The following is a 23,413-nucleotide window of genomic DNA, read 5'->3' on the forward strand; positions in this document are numbered from 1 at the left end:
CATCCAAATTGAATGACCATCTATGATAAAAGTACCTATTAAAGTGTTAAAATAATTTTTCTTTATTCGCCAAGGCTCCATTTGAGCGGAACATTTGACCCGGCAGCAGATACCCGAACGTAACCTTGCATCTCTTGATGCAAAGCACTACAAAAATCGGTACAGTAGAAAGGCCAAACACCTATTTGTTTTGGTTCCCAAATAAATGTTTCGGTTTGACCCGGCATAATGAGCAACTCAGAGGTATTAGCACCAATCATAGCCACACCATGCGGTACGTCGTAGTCTTGCTCAAGGTTGGTAATATGGAAATACACTTTGTCTCCCACTTTTATACCTTCAATGTTATCGGGCGAGAAGTGAGAACGTACGGTGGTCATATATACATGCACCTGATTTCCATTTCTAACCACCTTGGTATCCTGCTCTTTTTTGGTTGCATAAGGATTGTGGTTGTCTTCTAAATTGTAATATTTTTTAGAACGAGGTTTAATCAAGTCCGCGGGACAACCGGCTGCGTAATGCGGTTCACCCACAGTCGGGAAATCGAGGAGCAACTCCATTTTCTCACCAGAAATATCATACAATTGAGCCGATTGGGTAACCTCTGGACCTGTAGGAATATATCTGTCTTTGGTAATTTTGTTCATTGCCAACACGTATTTTCCAAATGGTTTACGTGAATTTCCGCCAGGAATCATCAAGTGACCAACAGAGTAGAATGTAGGTTGACGATCCACTACTTCCCATGTGCCAAGTTTCCATTTTACAACTTCCGAAGAAATGAAGAAAGTGGTATAAGCATATCCATTTCCATCAAATTCGGTATGAAGTGGGCCTAAGCCTGGTTGTTTTACTACACCACCAATAACATCTTCGTATTTCAAAATTGGAATACCATACGCATCTCCGTCAAATTTTTTGGCTTCAATAGCGGCAATCATTTTGGTAAATGAATGAGCCGTAATCTCGGCTGCCAATTTTCCACTTCCAATAATGTATTCACCACTTGGGTCAACATCGCAACCGTGAGGAGACTTAGGTGTTGGAAGCAAATAAACTGCACCTGGAATATCAATTGGATTCACGATCAAAACTTCTTTTTTCATGGTTGATGTAGCCATTTGGGTATGCTCATCGTACACATTGTGTGCATAATTGGCTGGCATTTTTGTTCCTCCTCCTTTTGCAACATACTCTTCTATTACTTTCCAGTTTACAGCTGCAATAAAGTCTTTATCATTTTGCGAAGCGTTTACTTCCAATAATGAATTAGCTTCTTCAGAATTGTAGGTTGAGAAAAAGAACCAACCATGTGATTTTCCTCTGCCAGGGTGAGCTAAGTCGTAGTTAAAACCAGGCATAATAACCTGAAACTTAAGATCCATGTGACCAGATGTATCAACACTAATAAAAGATAAAGCACCTTTAAAGTTACCTTTATATTCGCTTATTGGCAAATCTTTTTGTGGAACAGGAACCGAAAATCGGGTACCAGCCACAACATATTCGGTGTTTTCTGTTACAAACGACGAGCTATGGTTACCTGCACTATTAGGTATTTAGATAATTTCGGCGGTTTCAAATGTACTTAGGTCAACACGTGCAATACGAGGGGTATTGTTTCCATTGGCAAAAACCCATCTTCCATCCAATTCTCCGTTAGTTTGAGAAATATCAGGGTGATGCAAATCGTCCCATGGCACAAATCCATGAGAAGTGTTTAACATCGCTTTTGATTCTTCGTTAAATCCCCATGCTTTTTCAGCATCCATCGAAAACACTGGAATAACTTTAAACAATCTACCAGAGGGCAAACCATATACCGCAAGCTGACCGCTAAATCCTCCTGACACGAAAGCGTAAAACTCATCGTGGTCGCCAGGTTTTACATACACTTTTTCGGCGGCGTTGCCCGAAATTGCACCTTTATTTTTTCCTGAATTATTCCCACAAGATTGCAAAATTGTAGCACCAAATACTGCAACTATTGCTATTTTAATTATCGATTTCATTTTATATTACTTAAAATAATTTGCACTTAATTTATCACTTTTTTTCAGCTGGAACCAATACTTTGTCAACAACATGCACAATGCCATTTCCTGCTGGAACAGAGGCAATTATGTTTGCTCCGCCAATTACTGGTTTGCCGTCAACAACCTCAACCAATACATCTTGGTTATTAGCTTGTCCAAGTTTTTTAAGCTTGGTTAAAATCTCTACACTCAAATTACCCGGAGTAACGTGGTATTCCAAAATATCTTTAAGTTTATCAATGTTTTCCGGCTTTAATAAAGTTTCAACAGTTCCTTCTGGAAGAGCTTTAAAAGCGTCATTGGTTGGTGCAAAAACCGTTAGTGGTCCCACATTTACGAGGGCATTTTCAAGCTTGGCTGCTTGAACGGCAGCTACCAAAGTGGTATGATCTTTTGAACCAATAGCTATTTGCAATGCATTGGGTTTGGAGCCATCATCGGCAATAAACGCCTGACCTGTTCTCTCTGTTGACTCACTGGCTGCAGTTGATTCGGTGTTGGTTGATTCTTTTTGACAACTCATTATCGAAGATAAAAGAATCAACATTGTGAAAATACTAAATACTCGTTTCATAATGCTTACTTAATAATTGTATAATAAATAACAGGTTTTACAGGGTTCTAAAATATTCCAATACTTTTCGAGCCTCTTCTTCTGTTAAATTTTGGTTGGCCATTTGAGACCCATTAAACTCCATCATCAGCTTTTTTGCGATTGGGTCTTCCTGAACCATTTGCACTGGATTCAAAATCATGTTCATAACCCATTCAGGCGAACGACGATCCAAGATTCCTTTTGGAGCCGGACCTGTGAAATTGGCATCAGCTTTATGACAGGCTGTGCATTTGTCGGTAAAAATGGTTTCACCTTGAGCGGCCATTTCTTTATTAATTTCTCCCAATGTTACAGAACTTACCGGGCCGATGCCTTTATTGTCCATCGGATTTGCTGCAACTTCCTCAGACGGCTTTGAAGTTGTCTGTTCTTCTGTTGTCTTTTCATCGTTATCTTTACTTCCAGAACATCCTACAAATAATAAAGAACTGATAGAGAATGCAATTAATAATGTGGTGAATTTTCTCATAAAAATTTTTTAATTAGTGCCGCAAATGTAACAACATTTCCACAACAAAAGACATGAGTATCCTTTTTTTTGTATCGTTCTAAATAATTTTTACAACGCTCAAGTGCGTATTTTTGTCAAACATTATTTCAAAACAACTAAAGTGTTAACATTGTCATCAAAATACGCAATAAATGCGGTGGTATATTTGGCCATAAACAGTTCAGAATCTCAAAAAATTGATATTAGAGAAATATCAAAAGCCATTGATACGCCCACGCATTATCTTGCCAAAGTATTGCAAAAACTTGCTAAAGCAGAAATAATTAGTTCGACAAAAGGTCCGAACGGTGGTTTTTTTACAACCAAAGAAAACTTGGAAAGGAAGGTTATAGAAATATTCAAAGTTATAGACGGAGCCGATGTTTTTAGTGAATGTTTTTTGGGTTTGAAAAATTGCAACGACCTACGCCCCTGCCCTATTCATCATTTGGTTAAAGAGTACAAAGAACTTGTAACGGGAGATTTTTCTAAAAACTCGATTGGCCAATACGCCGAACGTATAAAGTCGGGAAAGATGTTTCATCGAATTTAGTGATTGGAATGCCCGAAATAAATTGAACACTTGGGGTTATAAAAATGGAGGGATTAAATGCCCTAACACCTACACCAATACCAAAAAAAACCTACCTTCGTTTCAAATAAAAATAAAAACATTATGAAAAAGTTGATGACCCTTACGCTGTTTTTAACCTCTTTAGTTGCATTCGCTCAAACAAAACATATCTATTGCATACCCGGCACCGGAACGGATTACCGCATTTTTACCAAAATGGTTTTTGATACGGGTTATGTAGTTCACTATGTTGACTACGTATTGCCCGACAGTGGCAGTAGCATGAACGATTACGCCCACAAACTGGCCGAACAGATTGACACCACCCAACCTTACATTATCATCGGGGCATCGCTGGGGGGTATGTTGGCTGTGGAAATGGCCGACTTTTTGCATCCGGAAAAAGTCATTTTGATTGCCTCAGCAAAAACGGTGGATGAGCTACCATATCGGTATAAATTTCAGAAAAAAGTGCCGATACAACGGTTGGTTTCGGGTGAGGTTATTAAAACCAGTACCCTCATTTTGCAACCGTTGGTGGAACCGGACAGAAATAAAGAAAAAGAAACCTTTATTGCCATGTTGCACGACAAAGACCCCATTTTTATGAAACGTGCGGTTGACATGATTCTTGATTGGGAACGCACCGAATACGACTCCACGCTGATTGTGCATATACACGGCAACCACGACAAAACCATTCCATACCGAAACGTTACCGCCGACTACACCATCGAAAAAGGTTCGCATGTGATGTGTTTTACCCGCTCAGAAGAGATTAGTGCCATTGTGCGGGAGGTATTGCCATAGGTTTTTAAACCATTTAGAAATTAAGTTCATCAAGATTGAAGAAAAAAAGCAGAACCTTAAAGAGAGAACATGAATGGCATCGGTATTTTAATTATATTCGCCTCACAATGAAACACATCTATACACTTTTCCTGCTTCTATCTGTTATTTCTCAAAAATCACTTTGTCAGGATAGCTCGGCCTCTTATTATAGTGGCTATGATGAATGGGATGATTATTTTATGCCCGGAATTGGTTATCGGTCATACTACCCTATAAATAAAAAAGATCTCGGGGTGTATAATGGCTTTGTAACCGAATTTGTTATTTATGCCCGAGCTAAGGGTAAAAATAAAAACCACATTTATACACCATCTCCATCAAGGGTTAAAACGTATGGAAATCTGTGTATCTTAAACAGCACAGAACCCACGGCCAAAAAGATTTTCTTTTCAAATATTGGCATCAATCTTTCTTTTGAGGGCAGGGCTCAAAGAAAATACTGTATTCCAATTTTTGGTCTTGAGGTAGGTGGCTTGTATCAACGAAATTTTTCAACCTTCCAGTTTTCACCCACGGTGGGCGTTCAGCTATTGTCTAACAAAAAAGCATTGCTGAGCATTCAGGGTTCAAAACTTTATACAAACAAGTTATTTGACGAATACAGCGGTTTTACTGTGTCTGCAACGTTTAACGTGCTACTTTGGAATTAATCGCGTTTTTATCCTTCCCAAAAAAGGTAGCAACCATCACTGAATACCCATGCCTCACGAAGTTCAGGTAAAATCCGTTTTAAATAAAAAGAAAAGCCGCGATTCGTGGTTTTTGGACGATTATACCCTCAATTTATACAGCAGCTGTTCGTTTAATTGTTTGTATTGCTACATACGGGGCAGCAAGTATGGCACCAACTTAGAATCAAGTCTTTCGGTAAAAATAAATGCCATTGAATTGTTGGATAAGCAATTGGCCAATCGGGCAAAAAAAGGACAGTTTGGATACATTGTGATGTCATCGGCCACCGACCCTTATTTGCAAATTGAAAAGAAATATGAACTAACCCGAAAAGCTCTGGAAGTGATTGCCAAACACCGTTTTCCGTTGCATGTTTTAACCAAATCGAGCCTGATAGAACGCGATATTGATTTACTGCACCGCATCAACCAGATAGCCATTTTACCCCCCGAACTCAGCCACAAACCCGGTGTGGTTGCCTCCTTTTCGTTTAGCACGTTGCAAGATGAGGTTGGCCGCATATTTGAGCCAGGAGCTACCAAACCGAGCGAACGTCTAATAACCATGCAAAAAATGATAGACGAAGGCTTCCATTGTGGGGTAAGTTTTATGCCGCTTCTGCCGTTTATTTCTGACACCACAGAGCAACTGCATTTTGCTTTTAGTACATTCAAAAAAATGGGTGTAAAATATGTAATGCCCAGCACCATCACCCTGTTTGGCAACCAAAAAGCCGATAGCAAAACCCTCATGTTAAATGCCATTGCCAAGCACTACCCACACCTGTTGGAGCGATACCACCGCTATTTTTACCATTCCGACTATATGCCGGCCTATTATCAAAAAGCGTTCACGGCCAAAATGAAAGAACTCCTGGCAGAATATGGATTGAGCGGGAGGATTTAGGTTGGGTTTTGTGGTGGGAATCATCAGTTTACGTTGAGAATCTGACATTACAATTATTCCTTTATTTTTGCCTAAAGAACCCTAAAATAAATTTTATGGAAAAATTCAAAAAAGCATTTAAGTTCCAGCTAAAATGGCTTACAATTCTCGGTTTACTCGCAATAATCGTTGGGATACTTATTGACGAACTTGATAGACGTAGCTACAAAAAAATTACCGTTGAGGAATTTACTAAAATCGCTATTCAGGAGGGTGTCACAGATTTTCGGCATTATAATGATGAATTAATTGGCAGTAGATTTGAAATGAGAACCCCATCAGGTAAAAAATATTACCATGATAGCTATTTATTTAGCGACGAAAGGTTTGATTTTCAAAATATGATAATTGAAAAATTTGGAAGTTGTGGTCAAGGATCTAAATTGTCGTTTTATTCATCTGGAATGCCAATAATTATTGGTTTGGTTGTTGGGATACTCCTATTTAATGCTATAATTTTACTGTGGTTTGTGGCATTTTTCAATCTACTAAACAGCGAGTTTAAAGAAAACCATAATAAATGGATTTGGTTTATTAGTTTCATTTTTTTGCCTTTAATAACTCCACTGTATTATATGTTAATCTCTGACAAGCAGAAAAGGGATTGGACACCAAAATGAAAGTTTACTCGGAACAATAAGAAAGATTGAAGGAGTTTTGTTTTCCCTTTGAAATTTTATAGAATACATTTTGATTTCTTCGAGATGCTTCACATCCGCTCTGCATGGCGGATTTTCTTTGTCGTCATGCAGAGGCTTGCCGCTAAATCTCGATTTTGGGCAGAAAAATGATATATTCGCAAGAAAAAGAACTACAAACAGCACCTAAAATAAGAGTAGAAATGAAACAAATCAGAAAAATCTTAGCTCTTTTTGCATTAACAATATTGGCTCAACACCAAATTGTTGCCAAAACAATTCCCATTTCGGTTGATTCAACATTTGCCCATATTGAAACCATTACGGAAATAAAAGTCATCGGCTATACAGGTGATTCCATAATGCAATACGTTGACATAAAAAACCATGACACGCTAGCATTGGAGTGCAAATGGAAACAATATGGAGAATCATTTAGTAAGTTGATGAAAGAGCGAGATTCAAGCTATAACTCTTTAGAAGGCACTTTCCCTGAAATTGGTGAAACAGTTTTTATGATTTCATATAACACCTATGGCCGAAACAGGCTGCTTTTTGCCAAAAAAGAAAATGGCTTTTATAGATTTTGGGATCCAGAGTCTATACCACTTGCCAACTCTGTGTTTTTCATTTCAAAAGATACTAAGTTTAAGCCAACCGCCTATTGCCAAAACTACTACCAAACAGAAACCGAATTTCATTGCTCTGACGGTTTTTTGATGGAGCAATCTGCATTCGAAGAGTTAAGAAAATAAAAACATGTCAATAAAAATAAAATTTACCACCCTCCTACTTTTTATTTCTTCAGTGGGTTTTGGCCAAGACTTGGCCAACCAAAAAACCGAAAATCATTTGCAGATACCAGGAACAAACGTGTTTATGATTCCTCCCGACTCCTTTGAGGTTTCCGGTAATTTTAAAGGGTTTCAAAATCCTTCCGACAAAAATTCTATTATTATGCTGACGGAATTTCCCGGCCCATTTTCTAAAGTTACAAAAGGGCTTAACGTCAAAAAGCTAAAAGCAATAGGTATGGAATTAAAAACAAGTACTGAAATTAAAATTGGGGAATATAATGGATTTCTCTTTGAATTGGAACAGCCAGTTGCCAACGCCATGGTGTTTTAGATTCAACAATTAAGTCAAGCACAATTTTGTAAATTTGTTCTTGTATATGGTAAAAAACAAGAAAATAGAAGTTGAAGGGAAAGAAATCACGGTAATCCTTGAGAAAGAACAAGAATACATTTCGTTAACGGATATGCTGAAAGCAAAAGACGGAGATTTCTTCATTTCCGACTGGCTTCGCAATAGAAACACAGTGGAGTACCTTGGGATTTGGGAATCCGTTTACAATCCGGATTTTAATTATGGCGAATTTGCCACAATTAAAAGTCAAGCAGGTTTGAATAGCTACAAACTAAGTGTAAAAGATTGGACAGAAAAAACCAATGCAATCGGACTAAAGGCAAAAGCTGGAAGATATGGGGGAACTTATGCACATCCGGATATCGCATTTGAGTTTGGAATGTGGATTAGCCCACAGTTCAAAATATATTTAGTAAAAGAGTTTCAACGCTTAAAAACCGATGAAAATAATCGACTAAAACTGGAATGGAACTTACAGCGAACCTTAGCCAAAGTAAATTATCAAATTCATACAGATGCCATAAAAGAAAAGCTAATTCCAAAAGAAATCACGAAACAACAGACAAGTTATGTTTACGCGAATGAAGCCGATATATTGAATGTTGCTCTCTTCGGAATAACTGCAAAAGAGTGGAGAGAATATAGTCCTGATAAGAAAGGAAATATCAGAGATTATGCGACTTTGGAACAATTAGTAGTATTGAGCAATATGGAAAGCATAAATGCCCTACTTATTGGACAGGGTTTGGAACAGGGAAAAAGGTTAATTCAACTCAATAAAGTAGCAATTAGCCAAATGAAATCTTTGCTTGAAAGTAAGTCTATCAACAAATTAAAATAAAACCTAAAATAAACAACGAACCGCCAATCGAGTAGGCCGCTCTTCCCATAAATGGGTAGAGTACACCTCTCGCACCACTCCCGATAGCTATCGGGATACCCAGAACGCAAAGCTGCAAACCGTTTGCTGCAAGCAATCCAAAGCAGTCAATTTGAAAAAAGTAAGATATGTATAAAGACATTTTATTTGGAGTAGCAATAGGAGATGCATTAGGAGTTCCGGTTGAATTTAAAAGCAGAGAAACAATTGCACAAAATCCGGTTATTGATATGATTGGTTTTGGAACTTATAACCTACCAGCAGGAACCTTTTCAGACGACAGCTCTCTTACATTTTGTCTTGCCGAAAGCTTGACAGAAGATTTTTCATTAGAAAATATTTCGGAAAAATTTATACTTTGGTTTCGTTCAAATTATTGGACTCCTCACGGAAATGTATTCGACATTGGTATAGCCACCAGGAATGCAATTTTGAGACTTGAAAAAGGCTGTAAGCCAGAATTAGCCGGTGGTATTGATGTTTCAGAAAATGGCAATGGCTCTTTGATGAGAATACTTCCTTTGTTGGACATAATCAAAGATTTACCGATTGAAGAACGTTATCTTTTAACGAAGCGGGTTTCATCAATTACTCATGGACATATTCGTTCTATAATTGCTTGTTTTTACTACTTAGAATTTGCACGACAAATCATTTTGGGAAAAGAGAAATCTACCATTTACAACATTGTTAAGACTGACGTTTTAAACTTCATTAATACCATCGGAATTGTTGAAAGAGAGGTTTTAGTCTTTGAGCGACTGTTGTTTGCCGACATTAGTAAATTAAACGAAAGTGAAATTAGAAGTAGCGGTTATGTTTTACATACACTTGAAGCAAGCATTTGGTGTATAATGACCACTAAAGATTATCAAAGTGCCGTTTTGAAAGCGGTTAATTTGGGTGAAGACTCAGATACTACAGGTGCTGTTACCGGCGGGCTTGCGGGACTGCTGTATGGTTTTGAAACAATTCCTAAAAGTTGGTTGAACAAACTTGCAAGAAAAGATGACATAGATAATTTGGCGGAACGTTGGAAAAAATTTGCCAACAGCAAACGGCCGTAGCTGTTGCACAACCACTCACAAGAGCTATTTTGGATTTTACCTCCAAAACAAATCCAATTAACTCGCTGATAATAAAAACTCTAAAATCAAGAGTATTTTGAAATATTAAAAAAATGGGGTTAATTTTGAGTTGTGCAATAAACACGGGGTTTGCGGGAGGCAGACTGAGGAAAACCTTAAAAAATGGGCATTACAAAAATTATCGAAAACCAATTGTTTTGTATTTCGATAACCCGACCGTTGACATAAAACTATTAAAAATGAGAACCGGCATATTACTATTTATATCTTGCTTCATCTGCGATAATGCGTTTGGACAATCATCTTCAGATAATTATGATTTGGATACGTCAAATTATGCCTTTATAAGAAAAATGATTGAGTTGGATACAAAGACCATAGAACTGATGCCTGATAATCCGAATAATTATTTCACACGAGCCAAAGATTATTCAAAATTACATAACTTTAAAAAGGCCCTGGAAGATTTGAATATCGCCGACAGTTTACAACCAAATGAGCCAGCCATATTGTATAGAAGAGGTGCAATTAAACATCGTTTGGAAGATTTGAACGGAGCCTTGGCAGATTTTCAGAGAACTATTGAATTAAAACCTGACTTTGAATGGGCTTATTCTGACAAAGGAACAATTCTGAAAGAGCTGGGGAAATTTGAATTAGCCATCGAATCTTTTAACAAAGCAATTTCTTTAAAACCAAATTGGGAAATTCCCTATTTTCAACTTGGCGATACCTATAAAGAAATGAAGAAGTACGAAAAAGCGTTAGAAAATTACGACTTGGCAATAACATTTTATTCAGGCAATCCCATGGCTTTCAATAATAGGGGTAATCTTAAAAAAATAATGGGTCGATATGACGAAGCAATATTGGATTTTATTAAAGCAATTGAATTACAACCTGATTATAAATTGGCGTATTTAAATTTATCTGAATGTTATTTTCAAACCAGTCAATTAGAAAAATCGCTTATGTCGATAAACAAAGCCATTGAGCTATCAAGTAACTATTATGATGCATTGAAATTTAGGAAGGAACTCTATAAGGGCATGAAACAATTTGACAAGGCTTGTTTAGATTACGTCAAGTGCAAAGAGCTAAATCCAGAAGAAATTGATACTGATTTAAATTGCGAATAAATAGCACCCGTCCACCAAGAATGTATCTCAACCACGAATAAGGCAGGCACACGCCCACTCCTACCTGAGGCTATCGGGCTGTCTTACTTTGCATGTGCAAACATTTGTAACAACATCCTTATACCAATATCCCTTACCTTAGCTTTGTGCAAAACTTGCTGTTGCAAAGAGTTAAAGTCTATTCTTGTTTGCCTGCTCCATGCCACAGCCGGTTACACCTAAAATGTTGTTTGAAATTATGATACAATATTTTAGATTTGGAGGGATATGCGACATAAATGTTCGCATATATTTATGTTGGCAGCAATTTAGTAAGACCCTACTCAAACGGACAATTACAGATTTAAACAATGGGACTTTATCATAAAACAGAATGGAAAAAATTTAGAGATGAAGTAATCGAATTAGACGGTTATAAGTGTAAGGACTGTGGACGGACTTCAAAAGAAGTTGTTTTACAAGTTCACCACAAAAAATATGTGAAAGGAAAATTACCTTGGGAATATCCATTGCATGACTGTGAAACTTTATGTAAAGGTTGCCACTCTTCAAGACACGGAATTACAAAACCTCAAATTGGTTGGGACTATATTGGACAAGAAGATTTAGGCGACCTAAATGGAACTTGCGAAAATTGTGGTGCGACAATCAGGCATAGCTTTTTAGTTCAACACGAAAATTGGGGGACAATGGAAGTTGGTACATTTTGTTGCGACAAACTAACTGACTCAAATTTAGCTTCTAATCTTTTAGAATCGCAAACAAGTTATAAGTCACGAAAAGTTAGATTTGGAAAATCAAAAAGATGGAAATTTGACGAAAATGGAAATCATAAAATAAAGCAAAGTAACTTTGAAATAGAGCTAATAAACAGAGGCAATTTTTTCAATATAAAAATACATAACCAAGTAAGTAACAAAAAGTATGACAGTTTAGAAATAGCAAAAGCCAAAGTTTTTGACGTTATAGAATCAGGAGAATTTATTGCATATTTGGACAGACATAAAATCACTTACAGAGAATCCAAAAAGAAAAAATCAAAGAAGAAAAATGACGAAAAATAAAATAAACTGCTGCCAACAAGGGTAGCTGTTGCACAACTCTTGAAAAAAGAAAAAATGCTTAAAAATCAAGAAAAAAACAAAAGGAAATAGTGCCATTTAAGGCACTCTAATTTAAACGGCAGGGTTTCGTTATACAAAAAAATGAACCGCCCAAAATGCATGAAAATGCTTCTAATAACTTGATTTTAAGAAGATTTGACGTTTGCTCCATTGCTTGCACATTGCCTTGTACTTTTTTACGGCTAAAGTTGAGGTATTTTTTGAGGTTGTAGGTTAGGGCAGCCATCAGCACATGCTTGTTGGCTTGTTTCATCCCTCGGCTGTTTATTTTTTTCATGTTCAAGAAGTTGATAAGCGTGCCCAACACTGGCTCTACCGTGCTGCTGCGTATTTTGCTTATCTTCTTTGCATACTCTGGATTTTGGGCTAATTTTTGGTGCATACGGTCGTAGTAGGGTTTGTCTATGCTTTCTTCTATCTTTTTAAACTTGGTGCTTTTGCCACAACATTGTTCTCGCAAGGGGCAGTTCTTGCAACTTGATTCTGAACTGCGGTATTGCTTTTTTTGGTAGCCTTTACTGTCGGTTTTTATACCCTTAAAGGTTAGTATTGCTTGGTTTCCTCCCTGCTTTTGACACTCGTATTGATTTTGGTCTTTATTAAATTTAAAACCTTCTCTATTGGGTTTATACAACCCAAAGTTGGGTATATAAGCATCTATATTTTGTTCTTCGCAATACCGTAATGCTGTGCCGCTGCTGTAGCCCGCATCGGCCGTTAATTGATCTATGGTAAGGTCGTTTTCTTTCAGATTTTTGATGGTTTGGCTTACTATTTCGGGTAGGTTTTCGCTGTCTTTGCTGCCTGCTGTGCTGGCACATGCTCCGGTTATTACGTGGTGGGCATCATCAACTGCCAATTGGCCACTGTAATTCAATTGGCGGGCTTTGCCCGGTTTTACCGATATTTTGGCTTCGGGGTCGGTGGGACTGTAGTGTGTGTGATTGCTCAAATATTTAGGCCGAATGTCGTTGCCGTTTTCGTCTGTTTTTACAGTTTTATTGTTGCCTGGCATTCCTTTGTAGGCTTCTTTTTTCCAGTTGTGATGTCGCTCTACCAACTTTTTTCGGCTGCTCGTTACCTGATAGTCCGAGTTTTTGTTCAACTCATCTAAGTATGCTGGTGCATCTGCCACTACCTGTTTTTCTATCAAACTATCCATGCTGGCATTGGCTTTTATAAAGGCACTATCCACCGCTTGGCGTTTGCCTTTTACCATTCCTTTTTGTATGCAAAGCCTCAATACCTCTTGAAACAAACTCAAAAATACTTCTTCGCCATACAACTGTCGGGTGCGGCTTATGGTGCTGTGCCAAGGCAATGATTGGTCTATATCATACTTTAAAAACAACCGAACATCCAAACAATTTGAACAATATTCAATCAGTTTTCTGTCGGAGTTGATGTTGTTTAAATAGCCCACCAACAGTAGTTTAAAGAACACCACGGGGTCTATCGACTCCTGACCTTCTGTGCCATAGTATCCTGCCGTGGCTTTATACAAAAAGTGAAGATTTAACGCCTCCCCAAGTTTTCGATAGAAATTATCTTTGGGAACCAAGTCTTCTAAACTTACTTGATAGAACATTTTTGGCTCTATCTCTTGTCGTCCTTGCATGGTGTAAAGATAGTCAATATTTGTTTATCTTATTGATTAACAGTGTGTTGTGAACATTTTTCCGCGATTTTGTCTATAACTATTTTTTTTACCTTTGAATGGTTTGGTTGTGCAACAGGCACACGGGTTTGGCAAAAGTGGCGGTTCAGTACTCCGCAGACACATTTGTGGTTAATCAAAGTTTGGTTCTCCGCATTAACATTTGTGGTGAAAATCGCCACCATCGCCAAGCCCGAAACCGTTGGTGGCAAGTATAACAGACACCCTAAACAAATGAACGACACAGAGACAAAATACTGTTTAGGTGGTTACTACTTGACAAAGCTCAGACCGAAAAACTATGGACAAGGGACAGGCAGTTTAATTTTTACTTGTAGTGAGTGCATTAATGACCATATACTTGACACTTGGTCATACAGTTGGACAACTGACAATAACAAACAATTGGAAGATATAAAAAGTAGTTACCAACTTTCTGATACTCAAATAGCCGAAATCAGGAATTGGGTGGACAAAAAATTCAATGATAACCAAATCGGATTTCTAAACGTATTCTTTGATCTTGAAACAGCACTTGACTACAAAAACAGTTTTTTTGCACATTTAAATGACATAAGAATATTTGCGTTATACTTTGACCCAAAAGAAAGAGAAGAAATTCTTCAAGAGTTTAAACCGCAATCGGAAAAACTAGGAGAAATTGGACTTCGTTTGGCACTTTTAAGAGAAACAGAAGAGCAAAAAAACGAACAGCTTTTGGGCTATGATTATATAGGAATTGAAAATGGCGGGAGTTTTCATACTTTTCATTGCCACGACATAGGAAAGGAGCTGTCTGACAAATTCGGCTTGACTTTAAACGAATATGGTTTGTTTGACAGTAACAAAAACTCAAAACAAGTTCTTGACTATTTAAATGATGAAGAAAACGGCTGCGAACCAGTTCCGTGGTTTATTGTTAAGACAAAACTTGTGACGAATGAATAGAACACCAGCCACCAATCGAGTAGGCGGATCTCCCCATAAATGAGGAGAGTGCACCTTTCACACCACTCCCGATAGCTATCGAGATTCGGGTCTCGAATACTGAGGTTTCCACCATAAGCGGACACCTGCTAACTTGAGCTTTGTTTGTGAAAATAGTCGGTTATTGATAGATACCCCCTTTGCTTTAACCTTGATACAGTGATGGTTGTACCCAATATCGGGCTTTGGGCTTACCAATACTTCCAGATACCAATCTATGTGTTTAGAGGACTTTCACCTCATCAGCTAATCCATTATCATTTAACTATTGGTTATCACTTTCCGTTCAGCTACATTTGAAGTGTGTTTGCCACAAATGGCAAACATGCTGTATAAGTAATGGCAGGCGATGTGGTAAATTTCAACGTTTGTAGCTCACTTTAAAATTGTAGCAGTTTGACAGGAAATTACAACGCAATCTGTCACAAGTCATACAGTTTACTTTTGGCCAATATTGTAAAAAACAGCGTTAAACAAAATGAAAGGGTATAAAGAAATTTATAAAAATCATGTTTGAACGACTCACTTTGGTATCCGCTTTATTAGGCGGATTTGCATTCACATTCCTTGGTGCCATATTATCCAAAAATGACAACAAGAATTTAACCTCTGTAATGGTCGCCATTTCAGCACTAACAGCCACCATGTTTTTTTTGTGTACATTAGGTTGGGCAGTTTTTGGCAGCTCATCTATCGAAGCAATTAATCCCTTTGCATTACGCAAGCATAAGTATTTATTTATGATTTTCATTATTGGTCTTATCCTTTTCAATATTTTATTGGCAATGTCGGGTTGGGTACGCTCTAAAAAAGTGGGTATCGTTACAACGATAATTGGAGTATTTGCGTTTTTGTCGTTGCTGTTTTTATTTATGGGCAGTATCAGTTAAACTCATTTTTTTAAAAAATTATAAAACTAAACCCTTTATCAATGAACAACATAAAAGAGCATATAAATATTCTAATAGCAATGACGCTTATTAATCTATTTGTGCTTTGGAATTTTATATCAGAAGGCAAAACAATTCACGGAATTGGGTATTTTATATTTTTCTATGTTGCACTTTTTATTATTCATTTTTTCACCGATAAATACCCCCCCAAAATTGATATTGAAATAAAACAGCCTAAAAGAGAATTTTTAATGATTATCCTTTTTTCATTTTTAGGTGCGATTTTCATAACAATAAATTTTTATCTGAAAACCAACACAGAACAAATTGGATTTTTAGTCCAATTGCCTCTTTTAATAGGGATTTTGCTTTTTACCTTTCCACTCGGAATTGTTGTTTACTTGATGCTCAAGAAATACAAACTTTTGCAATTAGGATTGAATATTAAACCTTTATCTTATTTAATACTCGGACTTATTATTTGGGGAATAACTGGGCTGTTTGCTTTTATATTTAATAAAAGTGGAATTATTTGGGTAGAAGGCTATAAAGAACTTGGTGGTGTGCCAGGAATTATTCTAAAAGGAATTATTGGGGCGGGGTTGGTTGAAGAATTTAATCGTTTCGCTATACAGTCTCGGTTTGAAAAAGTGTTTAAACAATTTGGATTTAATATATTGTTTGCCACAACAATATGGGCATTTATGCATTTCCCTGTCAATTATTTTAAAGAAAGTATGTCCATATCCGAAATATTCATCTATTGCATTCAAATAATACCAATTGGCTTTATTTGGGGCTATTTGACACAGAGAACAAAGTCTATTGTTCCAGCCACATTGGCTCACGGTATAAATTTATGGGGCTTTCAAAATGGTTAGCAAAAGTCAAAATAAGCAACTCACAATCCAGTAGGCGGCTCTCCCCGCGAATACATGGCACAAAGCCCATTGGCTACCAACTTTGTACATACTTACATCAACCACCACCATTTAAAACCCAAAATCCCCTGTCTTCGTTTTATGCAAAAATTGCCGTTGTTTGGAGAGAGAAGGCCGCAATTGAGGCTTCTGGTTTATTCAAAGTATTAACCGTTCGCCTCTCCCATAAAATGTTGTTTGAAATTTTGATACAATACTTTAGATTTGGAGGTATATGCGACATAAATGTTCACATATGCTTATGTTGTATGCCATTAGGAAAGACAGATAACCATTTTGTTTTTAGCATCGTTAAACCAATTGTTTTCAAATAAACACTTTTAAATAGTGCCAAACTTATGCATTTTAGGAGGTTCGATTTTGTAACTTTGCAATTGGTTTAAATCGATAATGGATAAAATTAAAGAGAAATCAGAATCTTTCAAATCAGGCTTAGAGAAGCTTGGATTTCAGGGAGATAATGCTCTTTATTTTACAGATAATACAAAAAATCTACCCGAACTTGAAATTGCTTTTCACATTGAAACAGCCAAGTTCATTCATAAAGAAATTACCGCAATTTTTGTAAGAAAACAGTTGAATGGAAGTTACAAGCCTCAGGTTTACCTGTTTGACTTTACTAACAGAACTTTTTCTGAACAAATTGAAGATGAAATTGCTGACATCCAAAGGAAAATTTGGAGTGGTGGTGAAGTACCCATGGCTTGTTTCTTTTTCAATACAGAAATAAAAATAATTGATTGTACAAAGCATCTCACTAAAGACTTAAAACCAGAATATTTAGCAGACAAATTAAAGTTAGTTGATGAAGCTCATAGGCTATATAACGAGCAATTTGCTGTAAAAATAAAAACCGGAATTTTTTGGGAGCAAGAAGAAATAAAAGGAAAATTTGATTTTAAAAATTCTGCCTACGATACTCTTATTCAGAATATCCGAAAAGTTACTGAGAAAGTTACTGAGAAACTTTCTAAGGAGCTAAAAAAAGCCCCGAGAGAACTTATTAATAAAATTATTATTCAGTCAATTCTCATCAAATATTTAGAGGAGACATCTGATGATGAAGGCAAAAAACTACTTACTGAGAAGTATTTTAATAAATATAACAATTCAATTTCCTTTAGCGATGTATTAAAAAAAGGTAAGTTTAGTAATTTGCTTAATGACCTTAATAAAAACTTCAATGGAAATGTTTTTAAATGGGAAACAAGAGAACTAGAACAATTAGAATCATTAGACCTTAGTATTGTTGCCAAATTACTTGCAACAGACAAAATCAGTATTGAAGCATTACAACTTGAAATAGGCTTTCCCGATTGGAGGTATTTTGAATTTAAGTATATACCTGTTGAATTAATTAGCCGACTTTATGAAGAGTTTTTAGGTGAGAATAAAAAAGACAAAGGATTATTTTATACGCCTTCTCATTTGGCAAAACTCTTGGTGGATGAATGCTTGCCTGTAAAAAAATACAAGGGAATTGACTTAGCTAATTTTAGAATACTTGACCCTGCTTGTGGTTCGGGTATTTTTTTAGTAACTGCATTTAAGCGTTTGGTTCAAATTTGGAGATTGCAACATAAATTAGATAAACCAAATATTGATGACCTCAAAAAAATATTGCGGAATATTTACGGAGTAGATAAGGAAGAACAAGCCGTAATGTTATCCTCGTTTAGTTTGAGTTTAGCATTATGCAACGAGTTAAAGCCAATTGAAGTAATAAATAAATTAAGATTTGATGACTTAACAAAAGAGAATATAGTTTCATCTGATTTCTTTTCTTTAAATGTAATGGGGAATCTCAAATTTGACTTAGTTATTGGAAATCCCCCATTTAAAGTTGGTGGAATAAATGACTATTCAAAATATTGGGAAATCGAATCAAAAAAAGTCAAAATACCACAAGGACAAATTGCATTAAAATTTCTTTCTGAATCATTTCCTTTTTTAAAAGAAAATGGTTTGGTCTGTTTAATAATTAAATCGTCAGGACTACTTTACAATACAACTTCGACTGGTTATAAAAACGCATTATTCTCAAACTATAATGTCGTTCAGCTACTTGATTTCACGGCTTTAGCAAGAAATAAATCATTGTGGGATAATGGGGCAGACGTGGCAACGGCAGCAATTTTTGTGAGAAACAATAAACCTGATGTATCTAAGAATATACTTCACCTTACATTTAGAAGAACTAAAGCTACTAAAGACCGTATCGTATTTGAAATAGACGAGTATGATTTGCACTTTGTTAATCGACAAACTGCTATCAAAAATGAATTTATATGGAAAAATAATCTTCTAGGTGGTGGCAGAATCAGAAATCTCATTGATAAAACATCAAATAGCATTTCGTTTAATCAATATTTGATAGATAATGAATGTATTGTTGGTGAAGGATTTAAGGTTGGGTCTAAAGGTATTTTGAAACCACCATTCATTTATACATTAAAAACACTTTCTACAGAAGCGGTAAACGAAAATCGAATTGCTATTGAAAGTCTGAAAGAAATTCCAAAAAATCAAAAATTTGAGAAAATTCCAAACGAATTAATTTTTAGGTCGCCAAATATTATTATTAAAGAAAACATTGGTAATAGTAAGATTCCATTACATCTAAATAATATTGACTTTTCTTATCAGCACAAAATTATTGGAATATCTAGTAACATAGATACCCTCAAAAAGATTAAGAAGCATTTTGAAAAGTATAATGATTTGTTCAGGTTTTTCATCTTCTCTTGTAGCGGGCAAGTATTGGTTAATCTCAATACAGCAATTTTAAAAAAGGACTTAATGAATTTACCTTTTGATGAAATTTCCCTATCAGTTTATGATTTAAAAATCATTGATGACGTGAATTCCTTTATGCAAGATTCTCTAAGACACGGGGAAAAATCGAAAGCATTACAACAGATAAGACCCAACAAACTTGAACCTGTCTTATTAAATTATGGAACCGAATTTTCAAGAGCATTAAATTCTGTTTTTGAAAACAAAGGGAAAAGATTCAGATTATCAGATGTTGTTCAACTTGATGGAACATCATTAATTGCTACGGTTTTCAGATATGACAATAAAGATAAAGAACCTTTGTTTCATAAAGACTTTACAAAACTAAATATTGACGGACTAACCAATAATGAAATTTCAGCCCACCTTTCGGTTAAGCGAATAATCAAATTGTATCCTCAAAAAGACACTATTGTCTTTATCAAACCAAATCAATATAGATATTGGCTTTCTTTAATAGCCTATCGTGATGCCGATAAATGTTTCTCTGACCTTTCTAATCAAATTGAAGGATGATAGCAGAAGAAAGTTTTTCAAATATAGAACAACCAGAAATTAGTGTTCCGAAAACTAATGTAATTTCTTTGATTATTAAATCAATGAAAGAGAATGTTCCTCATTTAAAAGCCTACATTGCATCAGGTCATCACAAAAAGAAAAACCTAAATGAAGACGAATTGACTCAAATTTATATTGAGCAAGCACAAATTTTAATTAGTAATCAAAACTATCCTTTTAACATTAACAGCCAATATCGAGATATATACAACCTTAGTAAAGGTTTTTCTGATTTTTATTTCTATCCAAATGAACAAGGTGTTTCTACTCAATCTATTTTTTCTGTAGAAAGCAAAAGGCTCCCAGCTCCTGAAACAGCAAGAGAAAAAGAATATGTTTATGGAACATCTAACAATGGAGGCATTGAAAGGTATAAAACAGAGAAACACGGCAAGGGATTAAATGATTGTGGTTTACTTGGCTTTATCGAAAAAGACGACCCAAACTATTGGCTATCTAAAATCAACAAATGGATTACAGATATAGCTTCAGTTAGCAAGACTTGGACAACAGATGAAACTTTATCTGAATTAGAGTCACAGACTGATTTTTGTTTATTGGAATCTATTGCACATAGAAGGAAAAGTAATTTGAAGTTGATTCATTTATGGATAAATTTAAACTAAACAAGTACAGACTCTATACACGGAAGCTGTTTGCTACGAAAACAAAGGTATTGCATACAATCCAGTAGGCGGCTCTCCCATAAATAAAGCGAGCTCTTGGCACAATGGCGTTTGTTTATCCAACTTTGCATATGCTTACACCACCAAACCCAAAAATCCCCTATCTTCGTTTTATGCAAAAATTGCCGTTGTTTGGTGAGGGAAGGCCACAATACGAAAGTATGTGGGATGGCTATTGGATTCGGGAATTTGTGGGCGGTAAGCTGGTTATCAGTTGCTCGTTCGACCGAATTTATTACCGTAACTACGACCTGATTTTTGAGGGTGTAACCTTTTTTAATGTGCCCGACGAATGGCGAGACACCAATGTATTTGCCGAAAGTCCGATTGCTATGGCCTCCGAAGCCGAATTTAGTTTTGAGTTTGAAGACATTGACACCACCGGAAAAAAGATTTTTTTGGTGGAATTGTATTTTAGCGATTACCCTGCACCAACGCACACACAGCACAGTTTTTATATTGTGGCTACCGATGGGTATGCCCTAAAATGTGATGGCGACGCAGATTGTTTTTACACCGACCCCATCGAAAAATACTTGAGCAAAGAAAACAGAGTGCCACTTTTAAAATAAACCACCAACAGCAAATCAATATATTTGTATCAAATGATTATCTATAAACAACTGAATAAGAAGGGCATTTCAGCATTTTTACTTTTGTTCCTCATTTTTGGCAAAATTTATGCCCAAGAAGGAAAGGAACTTGTACGTGTTTGCAGCGGCCTTAACTATCAAAAATTGGTTGACAAACTGATTGATTTCAAAGCAAAATCAACCGATAAAATTGAATATGAATGGTATACCGTTTTAGAAAGAGAAATAATACCAAGATATTCTGAACAACTTATTGAGTTCAAAAAATATGTTAAAGATGCTAAAGAACCGCATATCGAATCCGTATATGAGTTTAGCGTAAAATTAATTAAAACCTCAGAAGGAAATATTATTTTTTACAACGTGCTTAAAGGTGAAAGGTCTTTAAAAAAAGAATCAACCGAGATGTTGGCCGTTTTTAAAACCAAGTTCGACAGCATTTATCATTCGCCATTAAATTTTGATGAGTTATTTGTTACCAACATCCGATTCGGAAAAAAATGTGGTATTAATGGAATTGACCCCGACCACAGGCTAAAAATGGAAAAATTGGTAACATCTAAAGATACCGCCACATTGATAAAATGGCTTAAATCTGCCACCGCAGAAATTCAACTTTATGCACTTGAAGGAATACTTACCTTAGAATCGCAAGGAATGATTTTTGACCAAAAAGTTCAAAATATTGTTGAACTTATAAAAAATAAGCAAGGAACAGCATTTACTTGTGGAGGATGCATACACTACAATGATTCAATAAGCCACTTGGTTGAGGATATTAATATTAAAACAGAGATTGATAAAAATAATATTTCCTCCAAACCAAAAAAAAATGGTTTGAATGATTTATTTGAAAATGGTTGGTTTCTTCTGCTGATTTTAATTTCAATATTTGCAATAGGTGTTCGACATAAAAAAAACAGTTTACGGATTAATAAAATTACTGACTCTAACCCCTAACGTTTCATCGGCACCAGTTCAAACGGAATCTCTACTTTTTTTCCATTTTTATACGCTCTAATCATATCGTCCGGCGACCGATTGCCACGTTCAATGTCGTCATACTCGCAGGGCAAAATGGTTTTTCCGCCCACTTGAACCAAGCCGTATTTACCGTTTAAAGTAACTACGGCTATTCCGTATTCCAAATATCTAAAATCAGAATAATAATGCCATGTCACCACCCTGCTGTACTTGCACGGAATAAGAACCTTGCCCGAAAAAACATCCATCAACCCTTGCTTTCCATCAACGTTATATAGCACAATGCCATTGTCGGGGTCAAACATTCCCACCTCCAAATGGCTTAAATCAACCGTCTGTTTTGTCAGGATGTTTACCTCCAACGTATATCGCCCTCCATCAATAAAATAAATCAAATTATCTTTTCGTCCCGATTGCTGATATCGCTCATGTTCTATAGACACAAACGTGTCGTTGGTATTCGAAATAATTCCAAGTTTATTGTGGTTGTAAGCCAAATATAAACCGTTATCTAAGTGTATCAATTGATTGTAAATAATGGGAACAGTAAGTTGCCCAAAAGTATCAATTAACCCAAACCGAATGGTTGAATCATCAGAATAGAAGTTTGAAGGAAGTGCACTAAAACTATCCGTTACCAATCCAAAGTTATAGTTTTGAGCAATGGATTCGCGATAGGATTCAAATGCAATTCCAGTATCAGTATAGGAGACCTCTCTTAAAAGAAGTGTGGCTTCGTTGGGTTTTACATTTGAGTTATAGGTTTTGATGATTTGCCCTGAGCTATCTCTTACACAATATTCGTTCATGCTTTTTCCTCTAAAGGAGGGTATTTGTCCCATGTGCGAGTGACCCATCATCCACATTTCGTATCGGCTGGCATGGTCTATAACAATAAGCTGGAGGCCATTGTAAAACGGAAAATAAAACGTGTCGGGAGCCAAAGCAGGTTGGTCAAAGTCAAAGGAATAATGTTGGGCATTTGTTAAAAATCCATTTGCACCCAACACAATGAATAATACAAATCGTCGTGCTTTCATTTGCAACCGAAAGTACGCTTTCAAATCTTCAAAAAAGAAAAAGTTGAGGCAACGCAACCGCCAAATGAGTTT

At 36.2% G+C, this 23,413-nt stretch carries 22 protein-coding genes and 2 pseudogenes; 18 read left to right on the forward strand and 6 right to left on the reverse strand.

Going from position 1 to position 23,413, the window contains the following annotated elements; translation table 11 throughout:
* Nucleotides 1–62: 62 nt before the first annotated feature.
* The 3 genes and pseudogenes from nosZ to H6607_13235 form a co-directional block, all read right to left on the reverse strand.
* Nucleotides 63–2,015, reverse strand: a pseudogene (gene nosZ / locus H6607_13225) (Sec-dependent nitrous-oxide reductase).
* A 34-nt stretch (nt 2,016–2,049) separates the two neighbouring features.
* Nucleotides 2,050–2,613, reverse strand: coding sequence for a fasciclin domain-containing protein (locus H6607_13230; protein MCB9263329.1), 564 nt, complete (start codon nt 2,611–2,613; stop codon nt 2,050–2,052).
* Nucleotides 2,614–2,650: 37 nt separating this feature from the next.
* Nucleotides 2,651–3,124, reverse strand: coding sequence for a cytochrome c (locus H6607_13235; protein ID MCB9263330.1), 474 nt, complete (start codon nt 3,122–3,124; stop codon nt 2,651–2,653).
* Nucleotides 3,125–3,266: 142 nt separating this feature from the next.
* On the opposite strand from H6607_13235, the gene H6607_13240 reads away from it, so the two are divergent.
* From H6607_13240 to H6607_13275, 8 genes are all read left to right on the forward strand, one after another.
* Nucleotides 3,267–3,698: an Rrf2 family transcriptional regulator gene (locus H6607_13240; GenBank protein ID MCB9263331.1), complete on the forward strand. Its 432-nt coding sequence runs from the start codon at nt 3,267–3,269 to the stop codon at nt 3,696–3,698.
* A 123-nt stretch (nt 3,699–3,821) separates the two neighbouring features.
* Nucleotides 3,822–4,529 carry an alpha/beta hydrolase gene (locus tag H6607_13245; protein MCB9263332.1) on the forward strand — a complete coding sequence of 236 codons (708 nt, stop codon included), beginning with the start codon at nt 3,822–3,824 and terminating at the stop codon, nt 4,527–4,529.
* Nucleotides 4,530–4,636: 107 nt separating this feature from the next.
* Nucleotides 4,637–5,221, forward strand: coding sequence for a hypothetical protein (locus tag H6607_13250; GenBank protein MCB9263333.1), 585 nt, complete (start codon nt 4,637–4,639; stop codon nt 5,219–5,221).
* Between the two features lie 49 nt (nt 5,222–5,270).
* Complete coding sequence (locus tag H6607_13255) at nt 5,271–6,149, forward strand: radical SAM protein (protein MCB9263334.1); 879 nt, start codon at nt 5,271–5,273, stop codon at nt 6,147–6,149.
* A 95-nt stretch (nt 6,150–6,244) separates the two neighbouring features.
* Nucleotides 6,245–6,808 (forward strand): PLDc N-terminal domain-containing protein, encoded by a 564-nt coding sequence (locus tag H6607_13260; GenBank protein ID MCB9263335.1) that lies wholly within the window; start codon nt 6,245–6,247, stop codon nt 6,806–6,808.
* Between the two features lie 167 nt (nt 6,809–6,975).
* Entirely contained in the window at nt 6,976–7,581 is a 606-nt protein-coding gene (locus tag H6607_13265) for a hypothetical protein (protein MCB9263336.1), read from the forward strand.
* Nucleotides 7,582–7,585: 4 nt separating this feature from the next.
* A complete protein-coding gene (locus tag H6607_13270; GenBank protein MCB9263337.1) occupies nt 7,586–7,954 on the forward strand; it encodes a hypothetical protein in 369 nt (122 codons plus the stop codon).
* Between the two features lie 46 nt (nt 7,955–8,000).
* Complete coding sequence (locus H6607_13275) at nt 8,001–8,816, forward strand: KilA-N domain-containing protein (GenBank protein MCB9263338.1); 816 nt, start codon at nt 8,001–8,003, stop codon at nt 8,814–8,816.
* Here H6607_13275 and H6607_13280 read toward each other — a convergent pair.
* Entirely contained in the window at nt 8,800–8,997 is a 198-nt protein-coding gene (locus H6607_13280; GenBank protein ID MCB9263339.1) for a hypothetical protein, read from the reverse strand. The genes H6607_13275 and H6607_13280 overlap by 17 nt on opposite strands.
* Here H6607_13280 and H6607_13285 point away from each other — a divergent pair.
* From H6607_13285 to H6607_13295, 3 genes are all read left to right on the forward strand, one after another.
* Nucleotides 8,984–9,922, forward strand: a complete 939-nt coding sequence (locus H6607_13285; GenBank protein ID MCB9263340.1) for an ADP-ribosylglycohydrolase family protein — start codon at nt 8,984–8,986, stop codon at nt 9,920–9,922. The genes H6607_13280 and H6607_13285 overlap by 14 nt on opposite strands.
* Nucleotides 9,923–10,035: 113 nt before the next feature.
* Nucleotides 10,036–11,082, forward strand: coding sequence for a tetratricopeptide repeat protein (locus H6607_13290; GenBank protein ID MCB9263341.1), 1,047 nt, complete (start codon nt 10,036–10,038; stop codon nt 11,080–11,082).
* Between the two features lie 350 nt (nt 11,083–11,432).
* Nucleotides 11,433–12,146 carry an HNH endonuclease gene (locus H6607_13295; protein MCB9263342.1) on the forward strand — a complete coding sequence of 238 codons (714 nt, stop codon included), beginning with the start codon at nt 11,433–11,435 and terminating at the stop codon, nt 12,144–12,146.
* Between the two features lie 226 nt (nt 12,147–12,372).
* Here the strand turns inward: H6607_13295 and H6607_13300 are convergent.
* Nucleotides 12,373–13,824: pseudogene (locus H6607_13300) on the reverse strand (IS1182 family transposase).
* A 204-nt stretch (nt 13,825–14,028) separates the two neighbouring features.
* Between H6607_13300 and H6607_13305 the strand changes: the two are divergent.
* The 7 genes from H6607_13305 to H6607_13335 all read left to right on the forward strand — a co-directional run bounded on the left by H6607_13305 (nt 14,029) and on the right by H6607_13335 (nt 22,277).
* Nucleotides 14,029–14,811: a hypothetical protein gene (locus tag H6607_13305; protein ID MCB9263343.1), complete on the forward strand. Its 783-nt coding sequence runs from the start codon at nt 14,029–14,031 to the stop codon at nt 14,809–14,811.
* A gap of 548 nt (nt 14,812–15,359) precedes the next feature.
* The gene (locus H6607_13310) at nt 15,360–15,740 is read left to right on the forward strand and encodes a hypothetical protein (GenBank protein ID MCB9263344.1); all 381 of its coding nucleotides are present in this window, start codon (nt 15,360–15,362) and stop codon (nt 15,738–15,740) included.
* 41 nt (nt 15,741–15,781) lie between these two features.
* Nucleotides 15,782–16,624, forward strand: coding sequence for a CPBP family intramembrane metalloprotease (locus H6607_13315; protein MCB9263345.1), 843 nt, complete (start codon nt 15,782–15,784; stop codon nt 16,622–16,624).
* Nucleotides 16,625–17,074: 450 nt separating this feature from the next.
* A complete protein-coding gene (locus H6607_13320; GenBank protein ID MCB9263346.1) occupies nt 17,075–19,996 on the forward strand; it encodes an N-6 DNA methylase in 2,922 nt (973 codons plus the stop codon).
* Entirely contained in the window at nt 19,993–20,664 is a 672-nt protein-coding gene (locus tag H6607_13325; GenBank protein MCB9263347.1) for a hypothetical protein, read from the forward strand. The genes H6607_13320 and H6607_13325 overlap by 4 nt, the downstream gene beginning before the upstream one ends.
* A 104-nt stretch (nt 20,665–20,768) precedes the next feature.
* Nucleotides 20,769–21,296, forward strand: a complete 528-nt coding sequence (locus H6607_13330; GenBank protein ID MCB9263348.1) for a hypothetical protein — start codon at nt 20,769–20,771, stop codon at nt 21,294–21,296.
* 33 nt (nt 21,297–21,329) lie between these two features.
* Nucleotides 21,330–22,277, forward strand: coding sequence for a hypothetical protein (locus H6607_13335; protein ID MCB9263349.1), 948 nt, complete (start codon nt 21,330–21,332; stop codon nt 22,275–22,277).
* On the opposite strand, the gene H6607_13340 is transcribed toward H6607_13335, so the two are convergent.
* Nucleotides 22,274–23,341 carry a WG repeat-containing protein gene (locus H6607_13340; GenBank protein MCB9263350.1) on the reverse strand — a complete coding sequence of 356 codons (1,068 nt, stop codon included), beginning with the start codon at nt 23,339–23,341 and terminating at the stop codon, nt 22,274–22,276. The two genes, H6607_13335 and H6607_13340, sit on opposite strands and share 4 nt — an antisense overlap.
* Nucleotides 23,342–23,413 lie beyond the last annotated feature (72 nt).

Source organism: Flavobacteriales bacterium (assembly GCA_020635395.1).
Lineage (GTDB): Bacteria > Bacteroidota > Bacteroidia > NS11-12g > UBA9320 > UBA987.